Here is a 16,981-nt window from a genome sequence, read left to right on the forward strand (position 1 = left end):
GACTATGGACTAATTAATATCCAAAGTGCTTTATATAAGTATCAAGGTCTTTATCTCCACGGCCTGACAGGCAGATCACTACGTTATCGCCGGGCTTAAATGCCATTTTTTCGAGATGAGCCAAAGCGTGGGCGCTTTCAATAGCCGGGATAATGCCTTCTAACTGACAAGCCAACAGTCCGGCGTTCAGTGCTTCATCATCGGTAGCGCTAACGTATTCGGCACGGTTAACCTTAAACAGATGCGCGTGCTGTGGGCCAATGCCCGGATAATCCAATCCTGCTGAAATGGAATACGGTTCAACTACCTGCCCATCCTCGGTTTGCATTAATATGGTTCGGGTACCATGCAATACACCCTCTTTGCCTAATGAAGTAGTAGCTGCGGAGTGGCCTGTTTCAACGCCTTTGCCGGCAGCTTCAACGGCTATCAGCTTTACCGATTCATCATCCAGAAAATTATAGAACATACCTATGGCATTGCTGCCACCGCCAACACAGGCCAGCACATATTGTGGTAATTCGCTGCCGGTTTGTTCAAGCAACTGCTTTTTGGCTTCAAATGATATGATCGACTGAAACTTGGCTACCATTTCCGGGTATGGGTACGGCCCCACTGCCGAACCGATGATGTAGTGCGTGTCTTCCGGGTTGCCTATCCAGTCACGCAGGGCCTCGTTGGTGGCATCCTTAAGCGTTTTGCTGCCCGATGTTGCAGGCACTACCGTTGCTCCCAGCATCTTCATACGGGCAACGTTAGGTGCCTGGCGCGCCATATCGATCTCGCCCATGTAAACCACGCACTCTAAGCCTTTTAGCGCACATACAGTAGCCGTAGCCACACCATGTTGACCGGCACCAGTTTCGGCTATGATGCGTTTTTTACCCAGGCGCTCTGCCAATAATATCTGCCCGATAGCATTGTTTATTTTGTGCGAGCCGGTATGATTCAGATCCTCACGTTTGAAGAAGATGTTGGCACCATACTTTTCTGAATATCTTTTGGCATGGTACAGCGGCGAAGGGCGGCCAACATAATCTTTCAGCAATTGGTCGAATTCGGCTTTAAAGTCGTCATCATTCAACACCTTTAGATATTGCGCGCGCAAGGCCTCAATATTGGGGTACAGCATTTCGGGAATGTAGGCACCGCCAAAATCGCCGTAATAACCATGTTCATCAACTCCGTATTTCATCTGCTTAAAATTGCTTAATTATTTCAAAAGCCTGTTTCAGCTTGTTTATGTCTTTATTTCCCGGCGATAGTTCAAACCTGCTGTTCAGGTCAAGCCCGGCTAACTGCGGGTGTTGTACTTTTTTCACTTCTTCCAGATTCTCTAAACCGATACCTCCTGAAAGAAAAAATGGTACATTCAATGTATATTTTTTCAGCACCTCCCAGTCGAACGTTTTGCCAGAGCCGCCGTGCGCAGCCGTTTTGGTATCGAACAAAAATACATCAACCACATCTTCATAAGGTTTCAGCGTATCAAAGTCGAAATCAGCATCAACACCAAAAGCCTTTATTACCTGCACTTTGCCTTTAAACTGAGCGCAAAACTCCGGGGATTCGCTCCCATGTAATTGTATAGCACCAAAGTGATATTTATTGATCAACAAATTGATATTCTCGACGGTTTCGTTTACAAAAACACCTGTTTTAATAATGTTATCAGGTACACTATTTAACGTTTCAAACTTAAGCGCATCAATATATCTCGGCGATTTATGGTAGCATATAAAACCCACGTAGTCAGGCTTCAATGCAGCAACTGCCTTTATATTATCGGGCTCCCTTAAACCGCAAACCTTAATTTTCACGTTTAGTTTTCAATTAAGCGTTTAAAACTATTTAGCGCCTGCTTGCTTGCCAAAGCTTCCTCAGCTTCGTAATAACAATCGGCAAAGCTTTTTTCGGGTTCGATGGTACGGATAGCCAGCGCCGCATTACACAGCACCACATTATTTTGCGCCGATGTACCCTCGCCATTTAATACACGGCTGAATATACCCGCCGATTCGGCTACGGTGTGTCCTCCTGCTATTTCGGTGGCATTCAGTTTTTCAAAACCGAGGCTTTCAATATTATTGATCTTTTCGCCATCGGCAGAGAATGTTTTAAAATCGCCGGTTAATGATACCTCATCATATCCATCCAACGCGTTTACAATGGTGTAATTAGCGTTTGATTGCTGATACAGGTAAGCGTACACCCTCGCTAACTCCAGGTTAAACACCCCTACCAACTGGTTTTTAGGCTTCGCCGGATTAACCAGCGGGCCCAGCATATTAAAGAATGTTTTTACTCCCAATTCGCGGCGGATAGGCGCAACGGTTTTCATGGCAGGGTGAAACAACGGAGCATGCAGAAAACAGATGTTGGCATCATTAATATTGCGTTTCAGCGTATCCATATTATTGGTGAACTGATAGCCCAGATATTCCATCACGTTTGATGAACCACAGCCCGACGATACACCATAGTTGCCATGCTTGGCTACCTTATACCCCGCCCCTGCTACAACAAACGAGGCCAAGGTTGATATGTTGAAGGTATCCTTACCATCGCCGCCGGTGCCGCATAGGTCTATCAGGGTATCGTGCTCAATATCAACCGGCAGGCAAAGCTCCAGCATAGCATCACGAAAGCCCTCTAACTCGCTTACGGTAATGCTGCGCATACAATAGGCCGTCATAAAAGCCGCCATTTGCGATGTGTTGTACTTTCCCTGCGCAATATCAGTCAGTATTTCTTTAGACTGTTCGCGGGTAAACGTCTTGTGCTCAAATAAATGATTTAATATCTGTTTCATACGCCAATAAAAAAGGGTCGCCTTGTGGCAACCCTCCTGAATATTATTAAAAAAACAAAAACGGAATTGCCCTACGATTACTCGTTAAGCCACCACCAGTTATTGTTTAATGCCGTCGTTTTCATTGTGGCACAAATATGTAAATATTTTTTTGAAATGCAATTTTTATGAGAAATATCTGCTTAAACTGCATAACTGTTATTGTTCCATCTCGTACCGGGGCGCGTAAAGTGCTTTGCCAGGTGTACCCAGCGTTAGTTTTGGTGCTTCAAACAGATATTTTGATATGAATGCCAGCATGGCTCCGTAGTAATATTTAAAGTATGCCAGGGTATACTTCGGTACGGGCTTAATGTTGAAATTGATAACGTATGTTTTGTGGAAGTAATAGTTTTTCAAGCCCTCCACCTTTAAACGGAATGACAGATCAACATCATAGCCAAACATGGCGAAACGTTCATCAAACAAACCTACCTTATTTAATGCCGACCGGCGCAGCAACATGGCCGAACGGTTAAGTACATCAACCTCGGCAGTTTCAAATTCATCGGGCGCGGTATGGTTGATGGATGCTATGCGCGATTTTGAGAAATAGCGAGAAAGCCCTGCCCACTTGATCAGCATGTTCCATTTACGGGTTAGGCCGTATTTTGATGAGCGTATAAAATGCCCTTGCGGCGTAACCATACGTATGCTGGTACCAGCGGCTTCGGTGTGGTTGTCCATAAAATCAACAACCTTTAAAAGTGTGTCTTTGCTCACTATTGTATCAGGACTGACCAGAAAAACATACTCACCTGACGACACTTTTATGGCCTGATTGTATGCTTTAGCGATACCTTCATTCACATTATTTTCAATGACACGAACGCCCGGAAATTTAGAGCGAAGCATTTCTACCGATTTATCCGCCGAAGCATTGTCAACCACAATCATCTCACAGTCAACACCATCACTGGCAGCTTCTAAAGAACTGATACATTGCCTGAGCCACATACATAAGTTGTGGTTAACTACGATAACGGATAACTTCATAACTACCTGCTTAATGAATTTTCGTAAGGGACGCGCGTAGCTATGGAACGGCCAAGCGTTATTTCATCCACATACTCTAATTCACCACCAAAAGCTATGCCACGGGCGATGGTTGAGATAGTTATATTAAAATGTTTTACACGTTTATTAAGATAGAAGATGGTGGTATCACCCTCCATGGTGGCGCTCAGGGCAAAAATGATCTCTTTTACCTCGCCTGTACTCAGGCGTTCAACCAGGGTATCAACTTGCAGATCCGACGGGCCGATGCCATCCATGGGCGATATCAGTCCGCCTAAAACATGGTATACGCCGTTGTATTGATTGGTATTTTCAATGGCCATTACATCTCGGGTATCCTCAACTACGCAAACCAGGCTTTTGTCGCGCTTGTGCGATGCGCATATCTCGCATACATTGGTATCAGATATATTGTGGCAAACACGGCAAAACTGTATCTCGTTACGCAGTTTGCTAATGGCACGGCTGAATTTCTCTACCTCTGGCTTATCCTGGTTAAGCAGGTGCAATACCAAACGCAGCGCGGTTTTTTGCCCCACACCCGGTAGCTTTGCAAATTCTGCAACGGCATCCTCCAACAATTTCGAAGAAAAATTCATCCTGCAAAATTAGCTAATTAAATTCTACTTATTTAATGCCCCTGCATCAGGCATTCAGTGTTTATTCGGCAACGGCAACCTCAGCTGGCTTATCATGATGATGCACATTTTTAAAGCTGCGAACGGCCAGCCAAACACTCAATAACATTAATGCCGATGCAACATAATATGGTGCTCCGGGCAGGTGCATGGGCGCTTTTTCGGACGTAAAGTATGAGAATATCTGTGTCATGAAAAGCGGGCCGAATATGGAGCTTAAACTCATTAAGCTGGTAAGCCCGCCTTGTAGTTCGCCTTGCTCATTGGCGGGTACTTCGCTCGTCATGATGCCTTGTAGTGCCGGTCCGGCGATACCGCCAAGCGCGTAAGGTATCATAAAGGCGAACATCATCCAGCTTTTATTGGCCAAACCGAACAGCAGCATACCGATAGCGTATAGCAGCAGCCCGATCCATATACTTCGCTCCTGCCCTAATTTGGGTATGGTGATGCGGATCAGTCCACCCTGCACAATGGCGATCATCAGGCCGATAAAGCCTAATGAATAACCGATCAAATCTTCGCTCCACTTGAATTTTTCGATAGTATAATACGTCCACACGCTTTGCACGGCATGGCCTGCAAAGTATACAATGAAAAGGCACAGGGCTAAACCTATTACCGATGGATATTTTTTAAGCTGCATTAATGACCCCATCGGGTTGGCGCGCTTAATATCAAACTCGCGGCGGTGTTCTTTATCTAATGATTCGGGTAATACAAAGTAACCGTACAATGCGTTCAGCAAGGCCAGGCCCGCTGCCGCGTAAAACGGATATTGTGTATCAATTTTTCCTAATAAGCCTCCTAAAACCGGCCCGATGATAAAGCCTAAGCCGAAAGCTACGCCTATCATCCCGAAGTTTTGCGCGCGTTTTTCGGGAGGGCTAACATCAGCAATATAGGCGGATGCCGTGGTGAAACTCGCCCCTGTTACACCCGCTATTATACGACCTAAAAACAGCCAGCCTATGGTTGGGGCGAAAGCGCAAAACAAATAATCGATACCAAAGCCTAACAGCGAGATAAGCAGCACCGGCCTGCGACCATATTTATCGCTCAAGTTGCCTATAAATGGCGAGAACAAAAACTGCATAATTGAATAAGCCACCAGCAGCCAGCCCGCATAGCCTGATGCCTGGCTTACATTGCCGTGTATAAGCTTCTCGATAAGTTTAGGGAACACCGGTATAACTATAGCCAAACCGATAACATCAACCAACAACGTTATAAAAATGAATATTAAACCACGCTGTTGCTTTTGCGTTTCAGATTTTTCCATCGTGCAAAGTAAATGACTATAAATTAAATTTTTGGTTATTAATTATTTAATTTTTAATTTGACTAAAATTATAGTTATCATGAAAAACTTTAAACTCTTATCCGCTTTGCTGCTCCCCCTTCTGGCGCAAAGCACCTTCGCACAAACGGCTGAACGATTGAAGCTTTCGGCTTCAAACCCGGCTGCAAATCAAAAAATTACGTTCACTTATGATACCACAGGCTCAAACCTTGGCGGCAAACCCGAGGCTACGGTACACTTTTTAGATAAAACCTACCCGGTGAGTGATGTTGAGCTAACCGAGGATGGCAAACTATTTAAAGGCGAGTTTACTATACCTGCAACGGCTACCTCGTTTTTTGTGCGTTTAGCCAACGGTAAAAACATTGACAATAACGGTGGCAAAGGCTACCTGTACGAAGTTTACAAAGGCAAAAAGCCGGTTGAGGGCGCTTATGCTAATGAGGCTTACCTGGTACAATCGGGCATGGGTAATTACTTTGGGCAGATAGATGCCGATATAGCCCGCGCCGGTGAATTATATAAAAAAGAGTTTGCCATATACCCAAAAAGCGAAAAAGAGCATCAGCTTAATTACCTGATGTATCTGTCGTCGGTAAAAGATCCGGCTAATAAAGCCGTTATTGACAGCAAGTTGGCCGCGCTCGGTAAAAGCAAGGACGAAAAAGACCTGATGACATTAAGCAACTGGTATGCGCGCCAGCGTAAAACCGCACAGGCCGATTCAGTGAATGCTATCATCAAGACAAAATTCACAAAGGGTGGATTTGCTAAAAATGAAGCAGGTATGGCATTCAACAAAGAAAAGGATGCTGCCAAAAAGGATTCACTGTTTAATGCTTATCTGGCAAAATATCCTGAAAATAAAGATAACGCCAGTTTGATAGATAACTTTAGGGTACAGGTAGCATCAGCTTATTTACAGGCGGGTAATGATGAAGGTTATCAAAAATATTATGCGCAAATAAAGGATAAAACCTACCTGGCAAATGCGCTGAACGGTGTAGCCTGGCCAATGGCCGAAAAAGGCGAGAACCTAGAGAAAGCGGCTAAATACTCTATGCAATCTTTAGAGATACTGGATGCCGCTTATGCTAACCCCAAACCAGGCATGTATCAATCACCTAAGCAAGCTCAAAAGAATAATCGTTCATCATACAATATGTTTGCCGATACTTATGCCTTTATTAAATACAAACAAGGTGATTATCCGGAAGCATTGAAGTATCAGCAAAAGGTGTACGAGAGCACCCCGGTTGCGGATGCGGAAATTACCGAGCATTATGCTTTGATACTATCGGCCGCAGGCCAGGCTGATAAGGCAAGGGGTATCATCGAAAAATCTTTACACGAAGGTAAAGGCTCAAGTGCCCTGCGCGATGAACTTAAAAAGATCTACGTAAAAGAAAAAGGCAGTGAAACCGGCTTTGACGCTTATGTTGGCGCGTTTGATAAAGCGGCCAAAGAAAAAGCCCGTGAAGAACTGGCCAAAAGCATGATCAACGAAACCGCCCCTGCTTTCGCGCTGAAGGATTTTGATGGCAAGGAAGTATCATTAGCCAGCCTGAAAGGCAAAGTGGTAGTGATTGATTTTTGGGCAACCTGGTGCGGACCCTGCAAGGCATCGTTCCCGGGTATGCAGCTGGCTGTAAATAAGTACAAGGACAACCCGAACGTAAAGTTCCTGTTTATTGATACCTGGGAAAGTGGTGATAACTTTGTAGCAGGCGTTAAAAAATTCATTGCCGATAACAAATACACCTTCCATGTATTGATCGACGAGAAAGGCACAGATGGCCGCCAATCAAAAGTGGTATCTTCATTTAAAGTTGATGGTATACCAACCAAATTTATTATCGACCAAACCGGGAACATCCGCTTTAAGCACGTAGGATTTTCGGGTACCGATGAGGGTGTGCTTAACGAGGTAAGCAACATGGTAGACATGCTGGCCACCCCGGCAGCCGCCAAAGCCGATATTAAAACAAAAGCGATATCAACCGGAAAATAAACACCGGCCAACCCAAATAAAAAAAGCGATAGGCAACTATCGCTTTTTTTATTTTTTAGAAGTTTGGTTTCAGCATATACTTGTCATAGAACCTGAAGATGTGCTCGGTGGCTTCCTCAGCCGTATCAACCACACGGTACAGGTTCAAATCATCCGGACTGATATTGTTCTCCTGGTTCAGCATCTTCTCCTCTACCCAGTCAAACAAACCTTTCCAGTAATCGCGCCCAACAAACACTATCGGGAAACGGGCTATTTTACCGGTTTGTATCAGCGTGATAGCCTCGAATGATTCATCCATAGTACCGAAACCGCCGGGCAATATGATAAAGCCCTGCGAGTACTTCATGAACATTACCTTACGCACAAAAAAGTAATCGAACTCCAGTAATTTATCCCTGTCGATGTATTTATTGTGGAATTGCTCAAACGGCAGCTCAATGTTCAAACCTACTGATTTACCACCGGCCTCGTAAGCGCCTTTATTGCCAGCTTCCATAATACCGGGACCACCGCCGGTTATTACACCGTAGCCACGTTCGGTTAGCCGGGCGGCAATATCTTCGGCAAGCTGATAATAATTATTTTCGTTTTTAGTACGTGCCGAACCGAATATGGAAACACATGGCCCTATACGGGCCAGTTTTTCAAAGCCATCAACAAACTCGGCCATTATTTTAAATATCTGCCACGAGTCGGTTACCTTAACCTCGGGCCAGTTCTTGTTCTCGAAGGCGTTTCTTATTTTTTCATCACCAGTCATAATCACATATATATTTAGGAAATTATAATTACAAAGCGGGCACTTTTGTTTTAGCCTTTGAGGTTAGCAGCAATCCGGCAAAGGTGATCAGTCCGTTCACAATGATCAGTTCGTTATCAAACACATAGCCATTGAAAAGCGAGGCCGAATTAGTGCTCAGGTAAAAACATATAGCCGGAGAAATAAGGCAGATGAACGGCACCAGCTTATCATTAACCTGCCTGCCACTCATAAACAAGCCAAATGAATACAGCCCCAGCAGTGGCCCATAGGTGTATGATGCCACCTTGAATATGGCACTTACCACGGCATCATTATTTATAGCGTTGAATATGATGATGGTTAAAAACATCAACCCCGAAAAGCCGATGTGCACGTAATGCCTGATGGCCACATTTTTTTTGCTGTTAACATCGGCCTTTTTGTTAAAGTTCAGGAAATCGACACAAAACGAGGTGGTAAGCGCTGTTAGTGCCGAATCGGTAGTGGCAAAGGTTGCCGCGGTTAAGCCTAACATAAACACAATGGCCGGTGCCAAACCCAGATAATTAAGAGCGATGGTTGGGTATAGGTAATCTGTTTTTTCGACCGTTACACCATATTTGGTAGCGTAGATATACAGCAACGCTCCAACACTTAAAAAGAAGATATTGATCACCACGAAAATGCTGGTGAAGCTGAACATATTTTTTTGTGCCTCATGAATGTTTTTCAGGCTGAGGTTCTTCTGCATCAGATCCTGATCCAGCCCCGTCATGGCTACGGTAATGAACAAACCACCCAAAAATTGCTTGCTGAAGTGGAAATGACTGGTCACGAAATCCTCAAAGAAAAATATTTTAGAATAGCTGCTCTTAGCTATTTCATCTGCCGCCTGAAAAATGGACATATCCAGGCTATCGCATATAAAATAGATGGACAGGAATACCGACGATACCAGGAACAAGGTTTGCAAACTATCGGTTATAATAATAGTTTTAAGGCCGCCTTTAAAGGTGTATGACCATATCAGCAATAAACAGATCAACACCGTGGCCGCGAATGGCACATGGTAGGCATCAAATATAAAACGCTGCAACACAATAACCACCAGGTATAAACGAAATGCTGAACCTATGGTACGGCTGATCAAAAATATACCGGCAGCCGTTTTATAGCTCCAAGTACCTAAAGCGCTTTCAATATAACTGTATATGGATGTTAACTTAAGCCTGTAATACAAAGGCAGCAGTACCGTAGCTATAATGATAAAGCCCACGGCATTACCCAGCACAAATTGAAAGTAAGCGAACTGATCGCCACTCGGGGCGCCTACCTTACCGGGTACGGATATGAATGTTACCCCGCTCAGTGCAGTACCTATCATACCGAAAGCCACCAGATACCATTTGGAGTTACGGTTGGCCACAAAAAAGGTATCGTTATCGGCAGAGTTACGTGAGGTGAGCCACGATATAAGTATCAGTACTAAGAAGTACCCTATAATGAAAGAAAGTAATATTCCCGGTTCCATGCAGATGCTGTTTTAGATGTGATCTGTTAACATCCGAATGTATAAAATTTTCGGTTAGTTTGGCAAGGATGCCCGGCTTTAATGAATTTTATCGTGATCATCCAGTCCGCTCACACCGCCGGAAACCACAAACTTCATTACCTCGGCGGCGCTTTTATTGATAGGTTTTACCTTATCATTAGGGATAATAACCACCTGACCGGCAAATGAATATGACAATGGGAAATAAACGGCTACCTCGCCCGGCAGATCAATAGCGCTCAGATCCTTTTTTACCAGGAAACCTATTTTTTTCAATCCGAACTCATTTACCTCAACCAATACAGGCTCGCTGAATTTTTTGTCTTCGCCAACAAAGGCCTCGGTTAAATCTTTAATAGATGAGTACAAAAACTTGAACAGCGGCAACCGGTTAAACCAGCGGCTCATCCAATTTTTTATAGGATCGGTAATTACATTGGTTACCAGTATACCGGCTATCAGTATAATAACCAACACGTTCAAAATACCTAAACCGGGTATATAAATAGGTTTTCCGTGCGTATCGGTCCAAAATACATCGCTCAGGTTAAGCGCGTTATCAATACTTAATACCGCCCAAAATATCAAAAAGATAGCCGCACCCAAAGGCACCACCACAAGCAAGCCTTTGATAAAGTAATTTAATATGGCACCGGCTAATTTTTTCATAACATTCGCAAAGTAACGTAATTACTCATAAAAATACACCCTCTTTACCCGTTGCGATATATTGGTGAGTATTTCGTAAGGGATGGTGCCTATCTGTTTGGCCATTTCTTCGATGCGTAACTTATCATTAAAAACAATTACTTCATCGCCCTCTTTTACCTCTACCTGGCTTACATCTATCATACACATATCCATAGTGATGTTGCCCACCGTTGGCGCCAATACACCATTTACCAGCATGCGCCCTACTCCGTTGCCAAAAGCCCGCAAGTAGCCATCGGCATAACCAATGCGTACAGTGGCTATTTTGCCATCCTTAGCCAAACTGCCGTTGCGCATGTAGCTTATGGTTTCGCCCGCGCTGATCTTTTTTACCTGAGAGATACTTGTTTTTAGCGTGGCGATAGGTTGCAGCACACCCTCGTCGGGCGATATGGCACCGTCAACCCCGTAAAGACCGATACCCAGCCTCACCATATCGTACTGTGCCCGCGGGAAACGGGTTATGCCCGAGGTATTGCATATATGCTTGATCACCTCGTAACCCAAAGCATCCTCAATATCGGTATAAGCCTTTTCAAAGGAGCTGATCTGGCGTGAAGTAAACGCGTCGTGCTCGGCAGCATCACTGGCCACCAGGTGCGAGAATACCGATTGCACCCGTATGTAAGGGTTATCTTCCAGCATATCGCACAGGGTTTCAACCTCGTAATTTTCAAAGCCGAGGCGATGCATGCCAGTATCTATCTTAATATGTACAGGGTAATTGAATATGTTGCTATCCTGTACGTACTTTATAAATTCATCAAACAAACCAAAACTATAAATAACCGGGTCGAGCTTGAAGGATGTCAGTTTTTCAAAAGCGCCAACCTCGGTGTTCAACACCACAATGGGCAAACTAATGCCCGCCTGTCTTAACGCCACACCTTCATCGGCATAAGCAACCGCCAGGTAATCAACCTTATTATACTGCAACACGTTGGCCAGTTCATAAGTACCGCTTCCGTACGAGAATGCCTTTACCATAGCCATAACCTTTACACCGGGGTTCAATTTTGAGCGGTAGTAGTTGAGGTTATTAAGCAACGCGTTCAGGTTGATCTCCATCACGGTTTCGTGCGCTTTTTGCACAAATACACGACTGATCCGCTCAAACTCGAAACTACGTGAGCCTTTTACCAATATGGTTTCGTTACGGTATTGCTGCGTTTGCAGCTGCGCCAAAAAGCCGGTAGTATCCGGGTAAAATTGTTTTTCGGCCACATCAAACTCATCGCGATAGCCGGATATGGCCGCGCCTATGCCTATAAATTTATCTACCTTACGGGCCTTTACCAACTCGGCAACCTGTTTATACAAAACATCCTGCTGCAAGCCCGACTGATAAATATCCGACAGGATCAGGGTCTTTTTTTGATGTTGATTTTGCTGGCTTAAAAAGTTAAGGGCTATCTCTAACGATTGTATGTCGGAGTTATAAGTATCGTCAATAATCGAACAATCGTTTATGCCATTCTTAAGTTCGAGGCGCATGCTTACCGGGGCCAGGCGCTCCAGGCGATCATCGGCCACAACTGGGTCATAGCCCATGGCCAGCATGGTAGCCCAGCAAATAATAGCGTTCTCTATTGATGCCTCATCACGAAAGGGAATAATACACTCTATCTCCTGCCCCTTGTAACGCCCGCGCATGTAATAGTTTTTGGCGATGACCGCCTCGCTGAAAACATACAGATCGGCCTGATTGAACTTGCGGCTCCAAACAAAGGTTTCGGGCGTGGTGATCAGCTTTTTATAATCGAGCATTTGCTCATAATTGTAAACCAGCATGCGGCTATGCTTAAACAACTTCAGCTTTTCGGCCACCTTTTCATCACGACTGTTAAAACCTTCATCGTGTGCGGAGCCTATATGTGTTAATACCCCTATTTCGGGGTGAATAATGGCTTCCAGCTTATCCATTTCGCCGGTGGTTGATACGCCAGCCTCAAATATACCGAGGTCATTCTTCTCATTGATTTGCCATACCGATAGCGGTACACCTATCTGCGAGTTATAGCTTTTGGGGTTACGTACAATATTTCTGTCGGGCGATATAAGTTGGTACAACCACTCCTTTACAATAGTTTTGCCATTGCTGCCCGTTACGCCTACTACCTGCAAGCTAAACGCCGCACGGTGATGCGCTGCCAACTGCTGTAAGGCGGCCAGCACATCGGGCACAATAAGCAGGTTGGCTTCGGGGAAATACCCTTGCGGTTTGGCACTCAACACAAAATCGCGCACACCGGCATTATATGCTTCGGATACAAATTCGTGGCCGTTGCGCCTGCCGCTCAGGGCAAAGAATAAGCCGCCTGATGGGTTGCTTATCCTACGGCTATCGGTTATTAACAAACTGATGCTGTTATCGTTAACCACATCGCCGGTGGCATTCAATATTTGTTTTACCTGAGTAGTTGTATACCTGCTTTTGTACATCACAATGCTAAGTTGCTTATATTTCCGGTTATTAGAACAAATTTTAGCGATTTTTGATCTTGAAATGGAACGCAACAACCCGATAAAAATTACCGACGAGAACACCGCCCTCACCAAAGCCATGCGTTACTGCGCCTACCAGGAACGTTCGCAGCAGGAAGCGCGCGACAAAATGTACGAATGGGGCGTTGCCGGTCGTATAATCGAGATAGTGATCAGCAGACTAATTACCGAGAATTTTTTAAATGAAGAACGCTTTGCCCGCGTTTACGCCCGAAGCAAATTCAACCAAAAACATTGGGGTAAAATAAAAATAAAACAAAGCCTGAAATTGAAACGCGTGCCCGATGTACTCATAAAAAAAGCGCTGGCAGGCATTGATCTGGATGATTACATGGCCGCGTTACAGCATTTATTAGAGAAAAAAGCTGCATTGATTAAAGAGAAGCATCCGCTAAAACGCCATTATAAGCTGCAACAATACGCCATGAGCCGGGGTTTTGAGAGCGATGCGATTTTAGAAGTTTTGAAAAACAAGGAGTTATAAAAAACTTTAAAATATTTGCATTTTTTACTTGCAGAAAATGGTTTTCTCTCTATCTTTGCAACCACAATCAGCAAACGGAATACGGCAGCAGATTGTAAGCAAAACAAATTGCGAAAGTAGCTCAGTTGGTAGAGCACGACCTTGCCAAGGTCGGGGTCGCGAGTTCGAATCTCGTCTTTCGCTCCAATCCCTTCTTTCAAACAGAAGGGATTTATTTTTAAAAGGTTAATCACCTGCCTGGGTGGTGGAACTGGTAGACACGCAGGACTTAAAATCCTGTTCGCCTTAAAGCGAGTGCGGGTTCGATTCCCGCCCCAGGTACAAAAGGAAACAACACAAGGTCGTTGTTTCCTTTTTTTATGCCCCTATATTTTTATTAATCAAACGGTTAGACCACTCCCATTAACGGTTCGATTTTTCCTAAATTATTTCTTATACCATTTTGAGGTTTAGTCTGAAAAAAAGTTCTATGATATCGCGTTGGCGGTTTTCTGCCGGTTCGATATCCACTTAGGGATATCGTTACTTTTTACATTGCTGAAATTATATGTTTTTGCCATATGATACAGAAAATCTAAGATCACTCCTGCTTCGCTTTCTTTTGAATTAAAAATTTACAATTTTGTATCTTGTATGAAAAAACAGCCATGAAAACAAAAGAAGGATTTGTGCCGTGTATAATTAAAGATGTGGCTGAGGAGTTTTGTTGCCACAGGGATTGTATCTTCTTACACAAGAATCCAGTTTGTTATTTTGAAAGACGAAGTGAAAAGATTCGGCGGAGGCGCGACTTTACTTACATAGAACGGTTCAAAGGGCCTTCCGGAAATTACTGGATGATGCCGGTCAATCCATATAAAGAGTCGACACCAGAATGTAACGCCTTTGAATTGTTCCGGCAAAGTCATGGCGAGGTTAGACTAGTGGGCCAGTTTCCCGAAGACAGGACAAAATTTCACCGAAATGAACTGTCTTATAAATATATTGCGGTGATTAGAGACCGCTGGGCCATCTCCATATATGCTTCAACTATTGAGCTAATGGAGTATGAAGAGATCGAAGAGGTCGGTTATTTTAATGGACCGGTATAATAGCAGCAAATTCGACTTTGGATTCAACATTAAAACGATTCGATAAACTTCCCGTCGTCTTATTGAGAATCTGCGTTTTAAGCAATCAAACCCACTAAAATTTCAATGTCTTCTAAAAAATGTTCCGAAATCTGTATCTCAGACAGTACTTGGGAATAAATCCCAAATCAGATAGGGTTCTTCGAAATCGAAGAACCCTTTTTTTATTGGCTTTGAATCGGGTCCAACAACAATCGGCACAAAAAATGTGTTCTAAATACCTCATTAAATTTCTTAGAAACATTCAGGCCATGGCATAGAAACCGGGCTTTCTGCTCCCACCAAGTGGAAGACCAGAAACCACCAAAACCCTGTAAATCAATTGATTTACAGGGTTTTTTATTTTAATCCATATCAATTCAAACTAATGTTTTTCAATGTTTATGGTACCAAAGTGAGTACCAAATAAGTTTACTACATTTGTGGTACTCACTTTGGTACATAATTAATTGATAGACAAATACTTGCATCAATTAATTTGACGCTTTTTGAGCCTGTTTGATACGGTATTTCCCGGTGAAAATCACCATGAAATACCACCTGATTGCATCGTATCAAAACAAATTAAACATGAAAACTACCAACAGACTCAGCATTCACTTTAAAGTACGTGCTGAAAGAGAAAAAGACGGCAAAGCTCCTGTCTACATGGGATTGACTGTAAACGGTTCCAAATCTTACCTCGCACTCAAAAGCCTTCAAGTAAACCTGATCCATTGGGATATATCAAGAGGCTGTGCCTATGCTAACACTAAACAAGGAAAGAAGATCAATAATTATCTCGATGATTTGCGACTCACCGTCAAAGAACACTATCGTCAAATTGAGTTAAAGGGATATCGGGTTACAATCGATTTATTGAAAAATGCTTTCTTCGGAATTGTGAAAGAAGAACAACCTATCACCTTCGCAGACTTATTAAGCTACCACAATGAACAAGCAACGACTTTACTTGCAGAAGGGACGATGAGGCATTACTATGTGACGCAACGCTATCTTATCAAATTCTTCCAGTTAAAATTCAACAGCGACAACATCAACCTTACAGACTTAGACTATAAATTCATCGCTGACTTTGAACTTTTTTTGTATAATCATAAACCGAAAGATCATCAGAAGCCAATGGATACCAATGGGGTTCTCAAACATCTAATAAGGTTAAAAAAGATGGTCAATCTTGCCGTCAATCTCAAATGGATAACGTCAAATCCTTTCGCTGGTTTCAAAATGAGCCGAAAGACGGTCGATAAAGAATTTCTGAACGAATGGGAACTAAAAGCTGTTGAAAATAAATATTTTGAAATAAGTCGGCTTAACCTCGTAAAAGACATGTTCATATTTGCTTGTTATACAGGTCTCGCCTATATAGATATGATTAATCTGAAACTGGAAAACATTGTCACCGGCTCCGATGGCGAAAAATGGATCAGAACATTTCGCCAAAAAACCTTAGTGCCTGTCAACACCCCAATTCTTCCTAACGCTCTGCGAATCATCGAGCGATACAAAGAAAATATTCGAGCAGAAGCGACCGGAACGATCTTTCCAGTCATATCCAACCAAAAAATCAACAGCTACTTGAAAGAAATAGCTGACCACACAGGTGTCCGAAAGAATATAACATTCCATGTCGCACGGCACACTTTCGCGACAACAATTACATTGTCCAACGGTGTACCGATTGAAACGGTCAGCAAGATGCTTGGACATTCAAAACTGGCTACAACACAAATTTACGCCCGTGTATTGGAAAAGAAGATAAGTGACGATATGGCAGCGCTAAGAGCCAAACTTGAATAAGATATGCTTCTTCAGAATTGCGCACATTAAAATAAGAGTTACAACTGAATATTAGACAGCCGTTATCCCGATTGCAAAATTGTATTTTCGATCAGGACAACGGCTTAATTTGTGTCAAGCTATCGATTTAGAAACTTTTGATTCACTACTACTCTCGAATAAATCCCAATGTCAACGAAGAGTTTATAAGATCTTAAATTTGAATGACCACAACTAGTCATTGCCATATTACAT

At 43.4% G+C, this 16,981-nt stretch carries 14 protein-coding genes and 2 tRNA genes; 6 read left to right on the forward strand and 10 right to left on the reverse strand.

From position 1 onward, the window contains the following. Positions 1–13: 13 nt before the first annotated feature. From trpB to IM792_RS17635, 6 genes are all read right to left on the reverse strand, one after another. Positions 14–1,195, reverse strand: coding sequence for a tryptophan synthase subunit beta (trpB, locus tag IM792_RS17610; protein ID WP_194103210.1), 1,182 nt, complete (start codon positions 1,193–1,195; stop codon positions 14–16). A 4-nt stretch (positions 1,196–1,199) separates the two neighbouring features. Next, complete coding sequence (locus IM792_RS17615; RefSeq protein ID WP_194103211.1) at positions 1,200–1,820, reverse strand: phosphoribosylanthranilate isomerase; 621 nt, start codon at positions 1,818–1,820, stop codon at positions 1,200–1,202. A gap of 2 nt (positions 1,821–1,822) precedes the next feature. Continuing rightward, entirely contained in the window at positions 1,823–2,812 is a 990-nt protein-coding gene (gene trpD / locus IM792_RS17620; RefSeq protein ID WP_194103212.1) for an anthranilate phosphoribosyltransferase, read from the reverse strand. Positions 2,813–3,010: 198 nt separating this feature from the next. Then, positions 3,011–3,847 (reverse strand): glycosyltransferase family 2 protein, encoded by an 837-nt coding sequence (locus IM792_RS17625; RefSeq protein ID WP_194103213.1) that lies wholly within the window; start codon positions 3,845–3,847, stop codon positions 3,011–3,013. Between the two features lie 2 nt (positions 3,848–3,849). Next, the gene (recR, locus tag IM792_RS17630) at positions 3,850–4,467 is read right to left on the reverse strand and encodes a recombination mediator RecR (protein WP_194103214.1); all 618 of its coding nucleotides are present in this window, start codon (positions 4,465–4,467) and stop codon (positions 3,850–3,852) included. 61 nt (positions 4,468–4,528) lie between these two features. Beyond that, on the reverse strand, positions 4,529–5,788 hold the full coding sequence (locus IM792_RS17635) for a TCR/Tet family MFS transporter (RefSeq protein ID WP_194103215.1): 1,260 nt from the start codon (positions 5,786–5,788) through the stop codon (positions 4,529–4,531). A 79-nt stretch (positions 5,789–5,867) separates the two neighbouring features. Between IM792_RS17635 and IM792_RS17640 the strand changes: the two genes are divergently transcribed. Continuing rightward, positions 5,868–7,820 carry a TlpA disulfide reductase family protein gene (locus IM792_RS17640; RefSeq protein WP_194103216.1) on the forward strand — a complete coding sequence of 651 codons (1,953 nt, stop codon included), beginning with the start codon at positions 5,868–5,870 and terminating at the stop codon, positions 7,818–7,820. Positions 7,821–7,875: 55 nt separating this feature from the next. On the opposite strand, the gene IM792_RS17645 is transcribed toward IM792_RS17640, so the two are convergent. From IM792_RS17645 to IM792_RS17660, 4 genes are all read right to left on the reverse strand, one after another. Beyond that, positions 7,876–8,583, reverse strand: coding sequence for a TIGR00730 family Rossman fold protein (locus IM792_RS17645; protein WP_194103217.1), 708 nt, complete (start codon positions 8,581–8,583; stop codon positions 7,876–7,878). A 28-nt stretch (positions 8,584–8,611) separates the two neighbouring features. Further along, complete coding sequence (locus IM792_RS17650; RefSeq protein WP_194103218.1) at positions 8,612–10,096, reverse strand: sodium:solute symporter; 1,485 nt, start codon at positions 10,094–10,096, stop codon at positions 8,612–8,614. A 78-nt stretch (positions 10,097–10,174) separates the two neighbouring features. Then, positions 10,175–10,786 (reverse strand): DUF502 domain-containing protein, encoded by a 612-nt coding sequence (locus tag IM792_RS17655; RefSeq protein ID WP_194103219.1) that lies wholly within the window; start codon positions 10,784–10,786, stop codon positions 10,175–10,177. 21 nt (positions 10,787–10,807) lie between these two features. Continuing rightward, positions 10,808–13,270, reverse strand: a complete 2,463-nt coding sequence (locus tag IM792_RS17660; protein WP_194103235.1) for a bifunctional UDP-N-acetylmuramoyl-tripeptide:D-alanyl-D-alanine ligase/alanine racemase — start codon at positions 13,268–13,270, stop codon at positions 10,808–10,810. 64 nt (positions 13,271–13,334) lie between these two features. Between IM792_RS17660 and IM792_RS17665 the strand changes: the two genes are divergently transcribed. The 5 genes from IM792_RS17665 to IM792_RS17685 all read left to right on the forward strand — a co-directional run bounded on the left by IM792_RS17665 (position 13,335) and on the right by IM792_RS17685 (position 16,747). After that, on the forward strand, positions 13,335–13,817 hold the full coding sequence (locus IM792_RS17665) for a regulatory protein RecX (protein WP_194103220.1): 483 nt from the start codon (positions 13,335–13,337) through the stop codon (positions 13,815–13,817). Positions 13,818–13,927: 110 nt separating this feature from the next. Continuing rightward, a tRNA-Gly gene (locus tag IM792_RS17670) sits at positions 13,928–14,003 on the forward strand. Positions 14,004–14,052: 49 nt separating this feature from the next. Further along, positions 14,053–14,138 (forward strand) — tRNA-Leu (locus IM792_RS17675). A gap of 326 nt (positions 14,139–14,464) precedes the next feature. Beyond that, positions 14,465–14,908, forward strand: a complete 444-nt coding sequence (locus IM792_RS17680; RefSeq protein ID WP_194103221.1) for a hypothetical protein — start codon at positions 14,465–14,467, stop codon at positions 14,906–14,908. A 609-nt stretch (positions 14,909–15,517) separates the two neighbouring features. Further along, positions 15,518–16,747 (forward strand): site-specific integrase, encoded by a 1,230-nt coding sequence (locus IM792_RS17685; protein WP_194103222.1) that lies wholly within the window; start codon positions 15,518–15,520, stop codon positions 16,745–16,747. Positions 16,748–16,981: the final 234 nt, after the last annotated feature.

Origin of the sequence: Mucilaginibacter sp. JRF, assembly GCF_015223065.1 — a bacterium.
GTDB lineage: Bacteria > Bacteroidota > Bacteroidia > Sphingobacteriales > Sphingobacteriaceae > Mucilaginibacter.